This is a genomic window from Dehalogenimonas sp. W, assembly GCF_037094495.1.
GTDB classification, from domain to species: Bacteria; Chloroflexota; Dehalococcoidia; order Dehalococcoidales; family Dehalococcoidaceae; genus Dehalogenimonas; species Dehalogenimonas loeffleri.
This window is the reverse complement of record NZ_CP146612.1, coordinates 1,414,493-1,428,638: the sequence shown is the minus strand read 5'-3', so window position 1 is coordinate 1,428,638 and position 14,146 is coordinate 1,414,493. Positions and strand designations below refer to the sequence as shown.

The window sequence follows — 14,146 nt, the reverse complement described above, 5'->3', positions numbered from 1 at the left end:
CAATAAAAAAGCCCTCCGGTTAACCGGAGGGCTTAAGTGTTTTTAAATAATTCTACCCTACCTGAGGCGGGCCGCCGTGAGACCGCTTACCGCGGCGCCGGGATTTTTCGGCGATGGCCAACCGGGCCATGGCGCGGTGCAGGGCCGCCTCGGTTTCCGCGGCATCAACACCGGGTTCATACTTCTCAGCCATACGCTGCTCGGCCCGCTTGCGGGCTTCTTCAGCTCTGGCCAGGTCAATATCTTCAGCCCGTTCCGCAACGTCAGCCAGCACGATCACCCGGTCAGGTCTGACTTCCAGAAAACCGCCCGAAACCAGCAGCAGATATTCTTCACTACCTTTTTTGGCCCGCAGTTCACCGGTCTTGAGGGCCGTCATCAGCGGGGTGTGATGCGGCAAAATACCCAGTTCTCCCTCACTGCCGGGTGCGACTACCAGATCCACGTCATCGGAAAACACCTGGCGCTCCGGGGTCACTATTTCTAATCTAATTGTTGCCACAACCGCACTCCGTTAAGTAACATCATTAAAACTAGGCGGCCATCTTCTCGGCAGCTTCAACAGCCTCTTCAATGGAACCAACCATGTAAAATGCCTGCTCCGGCAAAGAATCGTGCTTGCCTTCAAGAATCTCCTTGAAGCCGCGCACCGTGTCGGCCACGCTGACATACTTACCCGCCCGGCCGGTGAAAATTTCACCGACAAAGAACGGCTGAGTCAGGAAGCGCTGAATCTTGCGGGCGCGGGCCACGGTGGCCTTGTCCTCTTCTGAGAGCTCTTCCATACCCAGGATGGCGATGACGTCCTGAAGGTCCTTGTAGCGTTGCAGTACGCGCTGAACATCGCGGGCAACCTTGTAATGTTCTTCGCCGACCACCGCCGGGTCCAGAATCCGGGAATTGGAAGCCAGCGGGTCCACCGCCGGGAACAGCGCCTGAGCCGCCAGCGAACGCTCCAGGGCGATAATGGCGTCCAGGTGACCGAAGGTCGCCACCACACCGGGATCGGTGTAGTCATCCGCCGGCACATAAATGGCCTGAAAGGAAGTGATGGAGCCGTTCTTGGTGGAGGTAATCCGTTCCTGCAGCTGGCCCATTTCAGTAGCCAGAGTCGGCTGGTAACCTACCGCCGAGGGCATGCGCCCCAGTAGCGCCGACACTTCCACGCCGGCCAGGGTATAACGATAAATATTGTCAATAAAGAGCAGCACGTCGCGCTGTTCCTTGTCGCGGAAGTACTCGGCCATGGTCAGACCGGTCAGCGCGATGCGCAGACGCACTGCGGGCAGTTCGTTCATCTGACCGAATACCAGCGCCGTCTTGTCAATAACGCCGGAGTCCTTCATTTCATGCCACAGGTCATTACCTTCGCGGGAGCGTTCGCCGACTCCGGCAAAGACCGAATAGCCGCCGTGCTCAGTCGCGATATTGCGGATAAGTTCTTGAATGATAACCGTCTTGCCGACACCGGCGCCGCCCAGAAGACCAGCCTTGCCGCCTCTGGCGAATGGGGTAATCAGGTCAATAACCTTGATGCCGGTTTCCAGCATTTGAGCGCTGGTTTCCTGCTCCTCAAAGGGAGGGGCGTTGCGGTGGATCGGCCATCTTTCAGTGGCCTTGACTTCGCCTTCATTATCCAGCGGTTCACCCAGCACGTTGAAGATACGGCCCAGGGCGGCCTGGCCGACCGGCACGCTGATGGGTGCCCCGGTGTCCACGGCTACCGCGCCCCGCGCCAAGCCGTCGGTGGGCATAAATGACAACGCACGCACCCAGTTATTGCCGACGTGGGCTTGAACTTCAAGGACAAGCTTTTCACCCTTGTTGTCAATTTCCAACGCGTTAAAAAGTGCGGGCAGTTCCGACGGCGGAAATTCCACATCCACCACCGAGCCGATAACCTGTACTACTTTGCCTTTGGACATCAATTCCTCCTGTTGAGTTAAGCCAGCGCCGCCACACCACCGACGATATCAAGTAAATCACCGGTGATGGATTCCTGCCGGGCCTTGTTGTATTCCAGAGTAAGTTCTTCAGTAAGCTCGTTGGCGTTCTGGGTAGCGTTTCTCATGGCCACCATGCGCGCCGACTGCTCGCTGGCAATTGATTCCAGTAACAACTGGAATATTTTCATTTCCACATAGGCGGGCAGCAATGAACCAAGTACGGAAGCCGCATCGGGCTCATAGATGTACTCCACGTTATGCTGCGGTTCAATCTCCGCCGGCTCAACGGGCAATAGTTTCTCCAGTACCGGTTTCTGCACCATGGTGGACACAAACTGACTGTAAGCCACCCAGACTTCATCCACCGCGCCGGACTTAAAATCATCAATGACAATCCGCGAAATCGGCAGGGTTTCCTGCAACGTCGGCTTGTCGCCCATGCCCACAAACTCAGCGGCAATTTCCCGCTGCGTCCGGCGCATGACATCCAAACCTTTTTTACCGACAACGATGAAGTTAACCGGTGTGCCTTTTTTCTCCTGAATAAACGCCAGGGTCGCCCGGTTAATATTACCGACCAGTCCGCCGGATAAACCGCGATCCGGGGTGATATGAACTACCATTATCTTTTTTACCGGCCGATTGACCAGCAACGGATGCCCGGCCTCACCGCCGGAAACCGCGGACAACGCAGCAATCACCTCGGTAATCTTTTCCCGGTACGGCCGACCGGCCAGGCCGCGGTCCTGCGCCCGGCGCATTTTGGAAGCGGCAATCATTTCCATGGCGCGCGTAATCTTGGCGATGTTCTTAACGCCGCGAATGCGCAACCGTATGGCTCTTAGGTTAGCCATTCAGCTTCTTCCCTTCCTTAGGCCACAAAGCTCTTTTTAAACTCTTTCAAAGCGTCATTCAAGGCCTTCTCGGTCTGTTCGGTGAACGCTTTTTCGGTGGCGATAGTTTTGGTGATATCGGCGTAATTAGCCTGTAAGAACTGGTACATATCGGTTTCAAACCTGGATACACTGGCAACTTCCACATCGTCCAGGAACCCGTTAAGCAGCGCGTGGAAGATAACCACCTGATTCTCCATGGCCACCGGTTTGTACTGCAGCTGCTTGAGCACCTCAGTGATGCGCTGACCGCGTTCCAGCTGAGCGCGGGTGGTCTTATCCAGCTCGGAAGTACCGAACTGGGCGAAAGCCGCCAGCGCCTGATACTGACTCATTTCCAGCTTCAGTTTACCGGCCACCTTCTTGATAGCCTTGGTCTGAGCGGCTGAGCCGACGCGGGAGACCGAGATACCCACGTTGAGCGCCGGACGCACGCCGGCGTTAAACAGATCCGGCTCCAGGTAAATCTGACCGTCGGTGATGGAAATAACGTTAGTCGGAATATAGGCCGACACATCCTGCGCCTGGGTCTCAATGATCGGCAACGCCGTCAGTGAACCGCCGCCGTTTTCCTTGTTCAGTTTGGCGGCGCGCTCCAGCAACCGGCTGTGCAGGTAGAAAACATCGCCGGGATAGGCTTCGCGTCCGGGCGGCCGTCGCAGCAGCAATGACAACTGGCGGTAAGCCCAGGCGTGTTTGGTTAAATCATCGTACACAATCAGGGCCTCTTTACCGCTGTCCATGAATTCCTCACCCATGGCGCAACCGGCGAACGGCGCGATGTACTGGAAAGCGGCGGGGTCAGAGGCCGAAGCCGCGACCACAATGGTGTGTTCCATGGCACCGTATTTCTCCAGCGTGCCCACTAATTGAGCAATCTTAGAGGTTTTCTGACCGATGGCGACGTAGATGCAAAGCAGGTTGCCGCCTTTTTGATTGATGATGGTGTCAATAGCCACGGCCGTCTTACCGGTAGAGCGGTCGCCGATGATCAACTCACGCTGACCGCGGCCGACGGGAATCATGGCGTCAACAGCCTTGATGCCGGTTTGCACCGGCGTATCCACACCCTGGCGGGTAACCACGTTGGGGGCCACCCGTTCAATAGCGCGGCGTTTGGTGGTTTTCAGCGGGCCTTTGCCGTCAATGGGCTGACCCAGCGGATTAACCACGCGGCCGATCATCTCTTCGCCGACCGGAACTTCAATGATGCGATTGGTCCGGCGGACCTGATCGCCCTCTTTAATAAGGGTATCTTCGCCCAGCAGTACCGCCGCCACGGAGTCTTCCTCCAGGTTCATGGCGATACCCATGACGCCGCCGGGGAACTCCAGAAGTTCGTTAAATTCAGCGGAGGCTAAACCGTGGATCCGGGCAATGCCGTCGCCTACTTCAATTACCGTTCCGACATCAGCCACGGCGACGTCAGAACCGAAGTTTTCTATCTGTTCTTTGATGACAGATACAATATCAAGTCCTCGTTGTGACACTTTTACAAGCCTCCTTCCAGGAGCAAAACTAGTTTACAGCCTGGCCTGATTGATTTCCTGTTTCATAATTTGCAGACGACGGGCTAAACTGCCGTCAATTACCTTGTCGCCCACCCGGGCGACCACCCCGCCCAGTAATGAAGCGTCAACAGAGGCGGAAACCTCCACCTTTTTATCAAACATCTCACTGAGCTTTTTGCGGATATCAGCGACATCCTGATCGCTAAGGGCAACAGCCGAGGTGACCTCGGCGTGGGCGATGCCCCGCCGTTCGTCCACCCGGCGTTGGAAGTCAACCACAATATCGGGCATGATGCCCAGCCGTCCCCGGTTGGCCAGTGACAGCACCAGGTTGACGGCCGCCGGATTAACACCGGTCAGCTTTTTTCCCAAAACTTCTTTCTTAACGCCGAGGGCAATCTTCGGACTCTCCAGAAAAAAGAGGATGTCTTTATCAGCTACGACCGTATCAAGTAATTGCAGGTCACTCAGCCAGCTGTCAAAAGCGTCTTTAGCTTCGGCAATCTCATAGACGGCCTGACCATAACGCAGGGCTAATGCAAAGGCTCTTTTTGCCAATTGTCTCCCCTAATTCTTTCTTAACTGATTGCTTTCTTCAAGTACCTGATTGATCAGGTCGCGGTGCGCGCTTTTGTCCAGCGTTTTGCCGATAACCTTGCCGGCGGCCAGAATAGTCAGATCAGCGAACTCCTTGCGCAGTTCGTCAATGACTTCATCCCGTTCGCGGTGAATATCCGCTTTCGCCCGGCTGACCAGGGCTTCAGCCTCACCCCTGGCTTCATCCATTGCTCTTAGCCGAATTTCATCGGCTGTTTTAGATGCCCGTTCAATAACCGCCTGTCCCTGCTTGGAGGCTTCAGCAATCTGCTTTTTAAACTCCACCTCAGCGGCCTCGGCCTGCTTTTTCATCTCTTCAGCCTGTTCCAGGCTTTCTTTGATGCGAGCAGAGCGCGCGTCCATCATTTTCAGAATCGGCTTATAGGCCACCAGGTACAACACGACCAGCAAAATGCCGAAGTTGACCAATTGGGCTATAAAACTGGCAAGATCTATCCCCAGTTTTTCCACTGTCAGAACCCCCCTTTAGGACAACTAGGCTACGAATATCAAAAGAATTGAAACGACCAGGGCGTAAATGGCCACAGCTTCAGCCAACGCGACAGCGAACAGCAGATTGGTGAAGATCGGGCCGCGAGCTTCCGGATTACGGCTGACCGCGTTTACCGCGCCGCTACCCAGAATACCAATACCGATACCGGGGCCGATAGCACCCAGGCCCATGGCCAGACCGGCCGCTAAAAGTCTTGCTGCATCCAATTCCATGTCTTTTCTCCTTTTCTCTATATGAGCTAATTTGGTGACGGATTAATGCTCCGAGGCTTCCTCGGAGTGCGGTGTCACGGCAATGTGAGCGAACACCAGAGTCAGGCCGGCGAAAATCAACGCCTGGATGAAACCGACCAGCAGCTCCAGCCCGTAGAAAGGCAGCGCCAGCATGAACGGCATCAGGAACAGCATTGACACCAGTAAGATTTCACCACCCGTCATATTGCCGAAAAGACGGAAGGTAAAAGAGATAATCCGGATAAACTCAGCCATAAGTTCAATCAACCCGATAAAGACAGCAATCAGGCCGTTGAAAACGCCCATCGGGCCTTCCTTGCGGAAATGCTTGATGCTCTTGATGAGCGGACCGAAATTAAAGAACTTGCCGAGGTAATGGAAGATACCGATGGTTTTCAAGCCCCAGTACTCCACCATAATGAAGGAAATCACCGCCAGCGCCAGGGGAAAGTTTACATCAGTGTTAGCGCCGCGCAATAAATGCACCATGTGTTGACCGTCGTCAATAAGCAGGGAATTATAGCCCGGAATCAGGTTCATCAGGGCGTTGGTAATAACAAACAGGAAGATGGTAGCCACCAGCGGGAAGAATTTACGGCCGTTCTTGTCGCCGGCGATGTCGGTGCAGAAGTCATAAAGATAGGCGATAACGCTTTCAGCTATCGCCTGAAACCGGCCGGGAATCAGCTTCATCCGCCGGGTCGCCGCCCAGAACACTCCGCCCAGCAGCAAAATGGAAATCCAGGCGGTCAGAATGGTGTTGGTGACGGCAAAGCCGCCGATATGAAAGACCGGTGAAGGCGGCAGGTGGGGTGCAGGCTGTTTGACGGTCAGCCATTCGGGGAAATCTATCCCGAATAAAGCCTGGCCGATGCCGCCGGCGAGGAAACTGACGATGGTAACGGCCAGAATAACCAACAGGACGGCAATGAAAACCGGTTTGGACATCCCCATTACTTTTTTGGCTTCTGGCACTTCTGTTTTCCTTGCTATTTCAGTTTTTATTCTTAGAAGACCCGGATATCAACTGATATGCGCCGTAAAACGCTACAATCAAACCAAGAAACAAGCCTATAATCAGGACCAGAGGTTCACTGTTCAGACGCTGGTCAACCCATCGGCCCAGCAATACCCCGCCCAAAATGGCGAAACTGATAAACCAGCCAACGCCGATGAACTTCAGAGCGATTAGCCAACGGTTCATCACTGCCTCAAAAAACCCGACAAAGCATAGCAGAACGGGCCATACGGGTCAAGTCCTAGTCCCGGGTAACTAAGACTCGGCGGTTGATGTCCCAAGACCCGAAAAACCCCGTATTTCCGACACCAAATACTCAGCAGGCTGAGCGCTGTCCCTCCGGCATTGACACTGCCGTCTCCGGCTTACTAGAATAGATTGCGGCTTTAAACCGCCGGGAGGATCTTTATGAACGACCAGATCGCCGAAATAATGGAAACCGCCATGATGAAGGAAGTCGCCTCCGCGGCTCTGTACCACCGCGCTGCCGGACTGACCAGCGACCCGGCTGCCGCCGCGCTGTTGCGGGAACTGGCCGCGGCCGAGGAAAACCATCTGGCGGCGCTTAAGAAGTTACCCGAAGGCGAAATGCCGATCCAGCCCGTGCCCCATCCCGATATATCCCGCATCACTTTATCAGAGTACCTGATAGCCCCGGATGAACTGCCCGGTGCCGACCTGCCGGGCACCCTGCTCTTTGCCATCCGCCAGGAGGCGTCTGCCGCGGCCTTTTATCAGGACCTGGCTGATGTCTTTTCCGACAGTCTGGCCCGGGAACTGGCCGTCGCCCTGTCGGAGCAGGAACGGGAGCATCAGGCGGCGCTGGAGCGGCTGTATGAAACTGTCGTCTATGTTGAAGACTGACGCCGTCTTTTCTTTCTTTATATAAATAATGTAACAATCAGAAGGAGTCAAACCATGTCCGAAGAACTGAGTAAGATTGAACGGCCGACCGCGGCCTCTTTCAGCGGCAAGCGCAAACTTTATGTCGTGCCGCTGCTCTATCAATGGCCGGATGCCCCGGCGGAATACCAGGCCCTGTTTCACCGTTACTGGTCTGAGGTCACTGACCAGCTCAACCACCTGGAGGACCGCATCGGCGCGGTGGCGCAGATTTATCATGAAGGCATTGACAGCTCCGGCGACGCGGCCGTCGCCACGCTGAAGCAGTTTGAAAACCCCTCGTACGACATCACCCAGGCCCGTCTCAGCAAGAACGCCGCCCTGACGCCGATTGAAGACCGGGAACTGATGAACGAGAGCATTGACTGGGAACGCTTTGTCATGATGGGCTTTGCCTCATCCAAGGTAGCCCGGCTGGCCACGGAAAATCTGATGGCCGTGGCTAAAAAGCGCTATGAGCACATCGGCAGCCGGATTACCGAAACCCTCAAGGATAACGAGGCCGGCATTCTCTTCATGCGCGAAGGCCACCAGATTCAGTTCCCGGCGACCATTGAAGTCTTCAGCGTGTCACCGCCGTCTCTGGATGAGATTCACCGCTACCTGCGCAATGCCCAGGAAAGGCCGCAGCCACAGGCCCAGCCGGAAGAACATGCCGCCAAAGCTGAAGAACCGGCCGGCCAGCCCGAAGCCCCCAAGAAGCCGCGCAAGGCCCCGGCGCGCAAGAAAAAGACCGCTTAACCAACCGGAGTCCCTTAAGAAAAAGCTGTCACTGCGCCCATTTCAGGCAACCAACCAGCCGGCGTCATCGCCGGCTTTTGGTATTCTGACCGGAAAACGAAGGCAACGAATCCTCTTTTACGTTCAAATGTAGTTCTCCGGGGATTCGTCGGCCGGAGAAACAAATCATATCGCTTGCCACCGGCTTTTTCCTGAGAAATACAGAACATATGATAACATATCCGACGCAATTACGCAAGTACCAAATGTCCCATTTTGGGGATATATTTTGCCCGGTACCGTCAGGCGGTGGAACATCGGGCGGCGGATAGTGTTCTAATTAAAAACTTAGGATCTGGAATTCCCAGCCGCCGGGCCGGCGTCAGCCTTCCTGCCCGATCTTCTCCCGCACCGCCGCCGCCAGTTGCCCGGCTTCGTACTCGGTCAGGCTCATGTTGCTCTCCAGCATGGTCAGCGCCCGGTCAACATCGGCGGAGCCGGTGCGCAAGGCGCCCAACTGCTCCCGCAAACGCTGCTCAGCATCCACCGCCCCGTCCAGGTCCAGCGCCAAGGCCAGCTTTTCGCGCAGGAAAGCCAGGGTACGCCGGGCCCCGACCTCGTCGGTATACGGCGCCAGATAGTACGGCACCGGCACCCACAGCGACACCGCTTCAATACCCCGTTGCCGCGCTTCCCAGATCAGGTAACTGCTTATGGGCGGCCGCTGTCCGGGCGGTGATTCATAATTGATTTCGGTATTGACCCCGTCGCCGGACAGCCATTCCTTCAGCAACGGTGTGTTCAGGTTCGCAATCAGTTCGCTCGGCGTATTATGTGAAGCCATGACCGGCAAGCCGTTGACCAGCACCAGCTGGCTCACGCCGTAGCGGGCGGCCACATCCAGGACCAGTTTCAAAAACTCCGGCACTTCATAGGCCGGCACATCGGAATACATGGTAATCAAGGACGCCTTTTCGGAATACCGCAGCACGCTTTCCGGAAAGCTGACCAGGTCTGACGACACCTCCACACTGTTCATGCCGAAAAAGCCTCCCGGTTCAATGTCCGCCAGTTTCGCCATCTGGAGGGTATCGTTCAGATAACCGATAATCCGTTGTCCCAGATTACCGGTCTCCCCGCTCCATGCCACCACCATCAGCGGCCGTTCCAGCCGCGGGGCCGCCGAATATTTAAGCTGCCCGGTCATCGCCATCCCCTCCGGGCTTAAACAAGTCTTCTATATGATCCTCCAGCCACTTCTTGTCATCTTCGGTAATGGGTTCCCCGCTTTCAGATTCGGCCACTTCCTGCCGTCGCTGCGCCAGTTTTTCTTTTATCTCGGCCGGGAACTGCTCAAAAAACTGCTCCACCATTTCATTCATCTGTACCCGCATCTCATCAAGCTCAGTGTAATTCAGCCGGAAGCCCAGCAGCCCGCTCAGTACCTGCAGGACGGACTTGGCCGCCGCCGGATAGGCCACCGGCGCCCGGGCCAGATAATCCGGCACTTCACCCATCAGGCAGGCCGCCGGCAAACCCCGGCGTGAGGCCACCCCCACCAGTAAACCGTTCAGGCCGGAAACATTGGCCTGGGTCTGCCGCCCCTGCAAGTCGCTGACCAGCTTGCCGCTCCGGGCCGCGTTGATCTCCGCCAGCAAGGCGCTGTCGGAAGACACCGCCCACACCCCCGGCGTTGCTTTGTGGTGAATGGGGCTGACCGCCGCACCGGAGGTAAACACCCGCCGGCAGCCGAACTGCTGAGCCACGTCCAGCACCTCATTGGCCATGCGGTAGGCCTTCACCCCGGAGGCATAAGTGGAGCCGCTCTCGGCCGGCTGTTCCTCGCCGGTAAAAAAGATAACATCCCGGTTCTCCAGCCGCTTGTAATAGAACTTGCTGGCCGGGAAAGACAGCTTCTCCAGCACCCCGTTTTTTACCGTTAAACCGCTGGGGTAAAAATACGGCTCCGGCTCTATCTCCCCCAGGTATTCCGCCTCCAGCTGCCGCCACAGCGTCTCTACCGCCAGCAGCCCCACGTTGCCGATACCCGGCCACCCGACCACCAGGTCAGGGGCGTTAAGTTCAGGTTCTTTTTCAAGTTTAAATGCCATAATGACTAATTCTAACGGTTTAGGCGGTTTCGGACAACATATCAAGAACCGTATGATTATTGTGGCAGCAAACCACGACCTGCCTTATAATACTAATTAATGAGCCTGATCTTTGAGGTAATTATATGAAGAAACTCCTTATCGGAATCGGCATCGCCGTTGCTCTGCTGCTGGTTATCGCTCTGCCTCTTATCAACACCTATAACTCCCTGGTCACCCGCAGCCAGTCGGTTGATGCTCAGTGGGCGCAGGTGGAGACGCAGTACCAGCGCCGTTTTGACCTCATCCCCAATCTGGTTGAATCGGTTAAGGGTATTATGGCTCAGGAGCAGGCGGTCTTTATCGCCATCGCCGACGCCCGCACCCGTTACGCCGGCGCCGACACCGCCACAGATCAGGCCGCCGCCGCCAATGACGTTGAAAGCGCCCTGGCACGCTTACTGGTCGTCATGGAGAATTACCCGGAACTCCGCAGCATTGAAACAGTTACTACGCTGATGGATGAACTGGCGGGCACAGAAAACCGTATCGCTGTGGAGCGCGGCCGCTACAACACCGAAGTCCGTGACTATAATACTGCGATAAAACGCTTCCCCACCGTTCTGATCGCCGGCATGTTCGGTTTTGATCCACGGGATTATTTTGAGAGTTTCCCCGGCACTGACCAGCCGCCCGTGGTGGATTTCAGCTAACTATGCGCCGTCTCGTTTTAACTTCCCTGACCGTCGCGGCACTGCTGCTTGGTGGCACCGTTGCTGTTTGGGCGCAGCCTTTCCCGCCACCGCAGGGCTTTGTCTCGGATTTTGCCGGTGTTATTGATGCCGACACCCGTTCCGCCCTAGAGAACCGTCTCACCATCCTGTCCCAGGAGACCGGGGCTGAGATTGCCGTGGTGACCATTGCCTCTTTAGAGGGCGACACCATAGAAAATTACGCCGTCAGACTTTTTGAGGCCTGGGGTATCGGCCAGGCGGATGCTGATAACGGCGTTCTCTTCATCACCGCCGTAGCAGATCACAAGGTACGTATTGAGGTCGGTTACGGCCTGGAGCCAATCATCACCGACGGCCGCGCCGGGCGTATCCTTGATGATTACGTCTTGCCGTCTTTCCGTGTTGATGATTACGCTGCCGGCATCGCCGATGGTGTTGCCGCACTGGAAGAACTTATCCGTGCCGGTACACCACCGTCCCTCATTGAGGAAAACCCCATCCGGGACATTTTTGGGGAGATTGAATCGGTGATCTTCGGCATCGGTTTTATCACCATGTATCTTTTAGCCTTCATGGCCCGCACCAGGAGCATTTGGTTAGGCGGTATCTGGGGCGCCATCGCCGGGGTGGTCATCGGGCTGGCTACCGGTAATATCTGGGCTTTGGTCGGCCTGACCATCGGTCTGGCGGTATCCGGTTTATTCCTTGATGCCCTCTTGTCCCGCAACTATCAGACCCGTTCCTCCAACGGTCTTCCCACCAGTTGGTCGTCTTCCGGCGGCGGTTTCCGCAGCAGTTCGTCACATAGTTCCGGCTTCGGCGGTTTCAGCGGCGGCAGCAGCGGTGGCGGCGGTGCCAGTCGCGGCTGGTGATAACGCCCTCCATCTGGCAAACAGTTTCAAATTAACAATTACTATCGGTAACATTGTTAATACCGCAATAACCGCCAGCACCGGAATATTGGATAAAAGCGCCCAAAGTGCCAGTGTCAGGCCCAAAAGACCGTATGCCAGCACGGGAATCAGCAACAGGTGCATCTCATGGTTACGCCTTTTTATACGCGGCAGATGCTCCTGTAAAAACAAAAATATCATAAGTACGAAAAAGACTAACAAAAACCAGCCCAGGAAATTTTGCGCGGGAATATCAAAATACTGACCACTGCCCAGCCATGTCCAATTCCGGGCTTTGACCTGTAGTGGTTCCATAACAACATCGATCGCCAGTACCAACAAAGCGCCCAGTCCGGCAAAGATCAATTTGGACCTGATGCCAGGATACATATCTCCAGGTGCCTTCCGGTTTAGCCAGATATAAAATGAAGACATGATACTGAATGAGCCATAAATGAAACCCGCCCAGATGACCGGCACCAGCAAGGGCACATCCATTACGCGTGGATTTATAGCCGGATGGTAAGCATAATGACCAAAAATTGCGCCGTAGTTTACTCCTAAGATCTCCAAAAGCAAACCTAACACAAATCCTACGACTATCAAAGCTAATCCCCTGTGGAACCCGATAGTCCAAAGAGAATGCAAAAACAGGAGTAAAACAGCCAGCCCGAAAAGGAGACTTCCAGTCGGGGAGCCTTGGCTGAAATCAACCAGAGAAGGATGTGTTTCGCTGTTAATAATCCGGGAAATATGGATGACGCCGGTAACCAGCAGACCAATTGACAGTCCCCAAAGAATATAGCCTCTGTAATTCATCAGCCTTTCTCTCGGCCGGTATTATACATTCCCGGCCTTCATCCATCCGTCCTTGCGAGGAACCAAAGCAATCCCGGTCACCTTATTTTACCCTCACCCCTACGTTGCCGATACCCGGCCAGCCGACCACCAGGTCAGGGGGTTTAAGTTCAGGTTCTTTTTCAAGTTTAAATGCAATAATGACTGATTCTAACGGTTTTGGCGGTTTCGGACAAACGGGGGAAGCCTGCAGCCAAAACAGTACGAAGAGCTAGAATAACGGTGGTGAGGCAAAGGACCGAGAAAAAAATCGACTTATACTAACCAATTATAATTTGAATTATCAGTTATCCACCAGCGCCTGCGGTTCTGTTTTTCTGTTTAATACTAGATATATACCCAGCAAAATCACGACCCCGCCGATAATTTCCTGTATCGCAGGCTGTTCACCGAGAATCAATATACCTAAAATAGTCGCGCCCACCGGTTCACCCAGAATTGCAATTGATACCAAGGTTACCGACATAAGCCTGGCAGCCAGATTGAAACTGGAATGACCTAATATTTGAGGTATGATGGCAAGCAAAATAAACATAAGGAATGTTTGGGTGGAATAGCCGGTGAATTCCAAACCACTTACGATTGCTGAAATCACCAGAATGACCGCTGAAATGGCATAAACCAAGCTCAAATACGCGATAGCATTGATTTTGTCACGTAATACCCTTGCAATCAAAAGGTATCCACCAGCCATAAGTCCAGCAACCAAAGCCAACATATTGCCGTAAAAAGCCTCGGAACTAAAAGAGACCTTATCAAAGTTGATCACCACGACCCCGGCGATTGCAACCATGATACCTAATATTGACCGGCGACCCAGTTTTTCTTTCCAAAGCAAATAGGAAGCCAGGCCGATAAATATCGGGTTAGCGGTAACCAATACCACGGAACTGGCAACAGTGGTGTACTCCAAAGAAGTGATCCACCAATAAAAGTGCGCTGATAAAAATACTCCAGCTAGTACTAACAAGCCAAAAGTATTTTTGGAAATAGTTCTGACTGCATAGACTACCTTTTTCCATGTAAAAGGCAATATGATTAGTGAGGCAATACCGATCCTATAAGCAGCAATGATTAAAGGCGGAGCATCGGCGAGTCTGATAAATATGGCGGCAAAGGAAACGGAAACCGCTCCAATTAACAAATACAGACCAGGTTTCAAGTTCAAATTTCCGCTGATTTATTCAAGGTATTTTAAAGTATTCAAGCGCTTTCATTCAGCATGGTATGATTAAT

The 14,146-nt window shown here is 54.3% G+C and carries 17 protein-coding genes; 4 read left to right on the top strand and 13 right to left on the bottom strand.

The features are described from left to right. Window positions 1-52: 52 nt before the first annotated feature. The 9 genes from V8247_RS07460 to V8247_RS07420 are packed head-to-tail and all read right to left on the bottom strand — an operon-like array spanning window position 53 to window position 6,898. Entirely contained in the window at window positions 53-502 is a 450-nt protein-coding gene (locus tag V8247_RS07460; protein ID WP_338737227.1) for a F0F1 ATP synthase subunit epsilon, read from the bottom strand. Between the two features lie 31 nt (window positions 503-533). Further along, window positions 534-1,925 carry a F0F1 ATP synthase subunit beta gene (gene atpD / locus V8247_RS07455; protein WP_338737225.1) on the bottom strand — a complete coding sequence of 464 codons (1,392 nt, stop codon included), beginning with the start codon at window positions 1,923-1,925 and terminating at the stop codon, window positions 534-536. Between the two features lie 17 nt (window positions 1,926-1,942). After that, complete coding sequence (atpG, locus tag V8247_RS07450) at window positions 1,943-2,800, bottom strand: ATP synthase F1 subunit gamma (protein ID WP_338737224.1); 858 nt, start codon at window positions 2,798-2,800, stop codon at window positions 1,943-1,945. A 17-nt stretch (window positions 2,801-2,817) separates the two neighbouring features. After that, a complete protein-coding gene (gene atpA, locus V8247_RS07445; protein ID WP_338737222.1) occupies window positions 2,818-4,329 on the bottom strand; it encodes a F0F1 ATP synthase subunit alpha in 1,512 nt (503 codons plus the stop codon). Between the two features lie 33 nt (window positions 4,330-4,362). After that, window positions 4,363-4,908, bottom strand: coding sequence for a F0F1 ATP synthase subunit delta (locus V8247_RS07440; RefSeq protein WP_338737221.1), 546 nt, complete (start codon window positions 4,906-4,908; stop codon window positions 4,363-4,365). A 9-nt stretch (window positions 4,909-4,917) separates the two neighbouring features. Further along, window positions 4,918-5,418, bottom strand: a complete 501-nt coding sequence (gene atpF / locus V8247_RS07435) for a F0F1 ATP synthase subunit B (protein ID WP_338737220.1) — start codon at window positions 5,416-5,418, stop codon at window positions 4,918-4,920. Window positions 5,419-5,442: 24 nt separating this feature from the next. Further along, the gene (gene atpE / locus V8247_RS07430; protein WP_013218006.1) at window positions 5,443-5,673 is read right to left on the bottom strand and encodes an ATP synthase F0 subunit C; all 231 of its coding nucleotides are present in this window, start codon (window positions 5,671-5,673) and stop codon (window positions 5,443-5,445) included. A gap of 42 nt (window positions 5,674-5,715) precedes the next feature. Further along, on the bottom strand, window positions 5,716-6,669 hold the full coding sequence (locus tag V8247_RS07425; RefSeq protein ID WP_338737219.1) for a F0F1 ATP synthase subunit A: 954 nt from the start codon (window positions 6,667-6,669) through the stop codon (window positions 5,716-5,718). A 19-nt stretch (window positions 6,670-6,688) separates the two neighbouring features. Then, window positions 6,689-6,898 (bottom strand): AtpZ/AtpI family protein, encoded by a 210-nt coding sequence (locus tag V8247_RS07420; RefSeq protein WP_338737218.1) that lies wholly within the window; start codon window positions 6,896-6,898, stop codon window positions 6,689-6,691. A 222-nt stretch (window positions 6,899-7,120) separates the two neighbouring features. Between V8247_RS07420 and V8247_RS07415 the strand changes: the two genes are divergently transcribed. Together V8247_RS07415 and V8247_RS07410 are read left to right on the top strand one after the other, a co-directional pair. After that, window positions 7,121-7,576 carry a ferritin-like domain-containing protein gene (locus tag V8247_RS07415; protein WP_338737216.1) on the top strand — a complete coding sequence of 152 codons (456 nt, stop codon included), beginning with the start codon at window positions 7,121-7,123 and terminating at the stop codon, window positions 7,574-7,576. Window positions 7,577-7,630: 54 nt separating this feature from the next. Beyond that, the gene (locus V8247_RS07410) at window positions 7,631-8,356 is read left to right on the top strand and encodes a hypothetical protein (RefSeq protein ID WP_338737215.1); all 726 of its coding nucleotides are present in this window, start codon (window positions 7,631-7,633) and stop codon (window positions 8,354-8,356) included. A gap of 361 nt (window positions 8,357-8,717) precedes the next feature. Here the strand turns inward: V8247_RS07410 and V8247_RS07405 are convergent, their stop codons facing one another. Both V8247_RS07405 and V8247_RS07400 read right to left on the bottom strand, forming a co-directional pair. Then, window positions 8,718-9,542, bottom strand: coding sequence for a PAC2 family protein (locus tag V8247_RS07405; RefSeq protein ID WP_338737214.1), 825 nt, complete (start codon window positions 9,540-9,542; stop codon window positions 8,718-8,720). Then, the gene (locus V8247_RS07400; protein WP_338737212.1) at window positions 9,526-10,446 is read right to left on the bottom strand and encodes a PAC2 family protein; all 921 of its coding nucleotides are present in this window, start codon (window positions 10,444-10,446) and stop codon (window positions 9,526-9,528) included. Before V8247_RS07400 ends, V8247_RS07405 begins: the two co-directional genes overlap by 17 nt. Window positions 10,447-10,571: 125 nt before the next feature. On the opposite strand from V8247_RS07400, the gene V8247_RS07395 reads away from it, so the two are divergent. Next, window positions 10,572-11,138, top strand: a complete 567-nt coding sequence (locus V8247_RS07395) for a LemA family protein (RefSeq protein WP_338737211.1) — start codon at window positions 10,572-10,574, stop codon at window positions 11,136-11,138. A gap of 2 nt (window positions 11,139-11,140) precedes the next feature. Next, the gene (locus V8247_RS07390) at window positions 11,141-12,031 is read left to right on the top strand and encodes a TPM domain-containing protein (protein ID WP_338737210.1); all 891 of its coding nucleotides are present in this window, start codon (window positions 11,141-11,143) and stop codon (window positions 12,029-12,031) included. On the opposite strand, the gene V8247_RS07385 is transcribed toward V8247_RS07390, so the two are convergent. Both V8247_RS07385 and V8247_RS07380 read right to left on the bottom strand, forming a co-directional pair. Next, on the bottom strand, window positions 11,960-12,871 hold the full coding sequence (locus V8247_RS07385; RefSeq protein ID WP_338737209.1) for a carotenoid biosynthesis protein: 912 nt from the start codon (window positions 12,869-12,871) through the stop codon (window positions 11,960-11,962). The two genes, V8247_RS07390 and V8247_RS07385, sit on opposite strands and share 72 nt — an antisense overlap. A 322-nt stretch (window positions 12,872-13,193) precedes the next feature. After that, complete coding sequence (locus V8247_RS07380; RefSeq protein WP_338737208.1) at window positions 13,194-14,072, bottom strand: DMT family transporter; 879 nt, start codon at window positions 14,070-14,072, stop codon at window positions 13,194-13,196. Window positions 14,073-14,146: the final 74 nt, after the last annotated feature.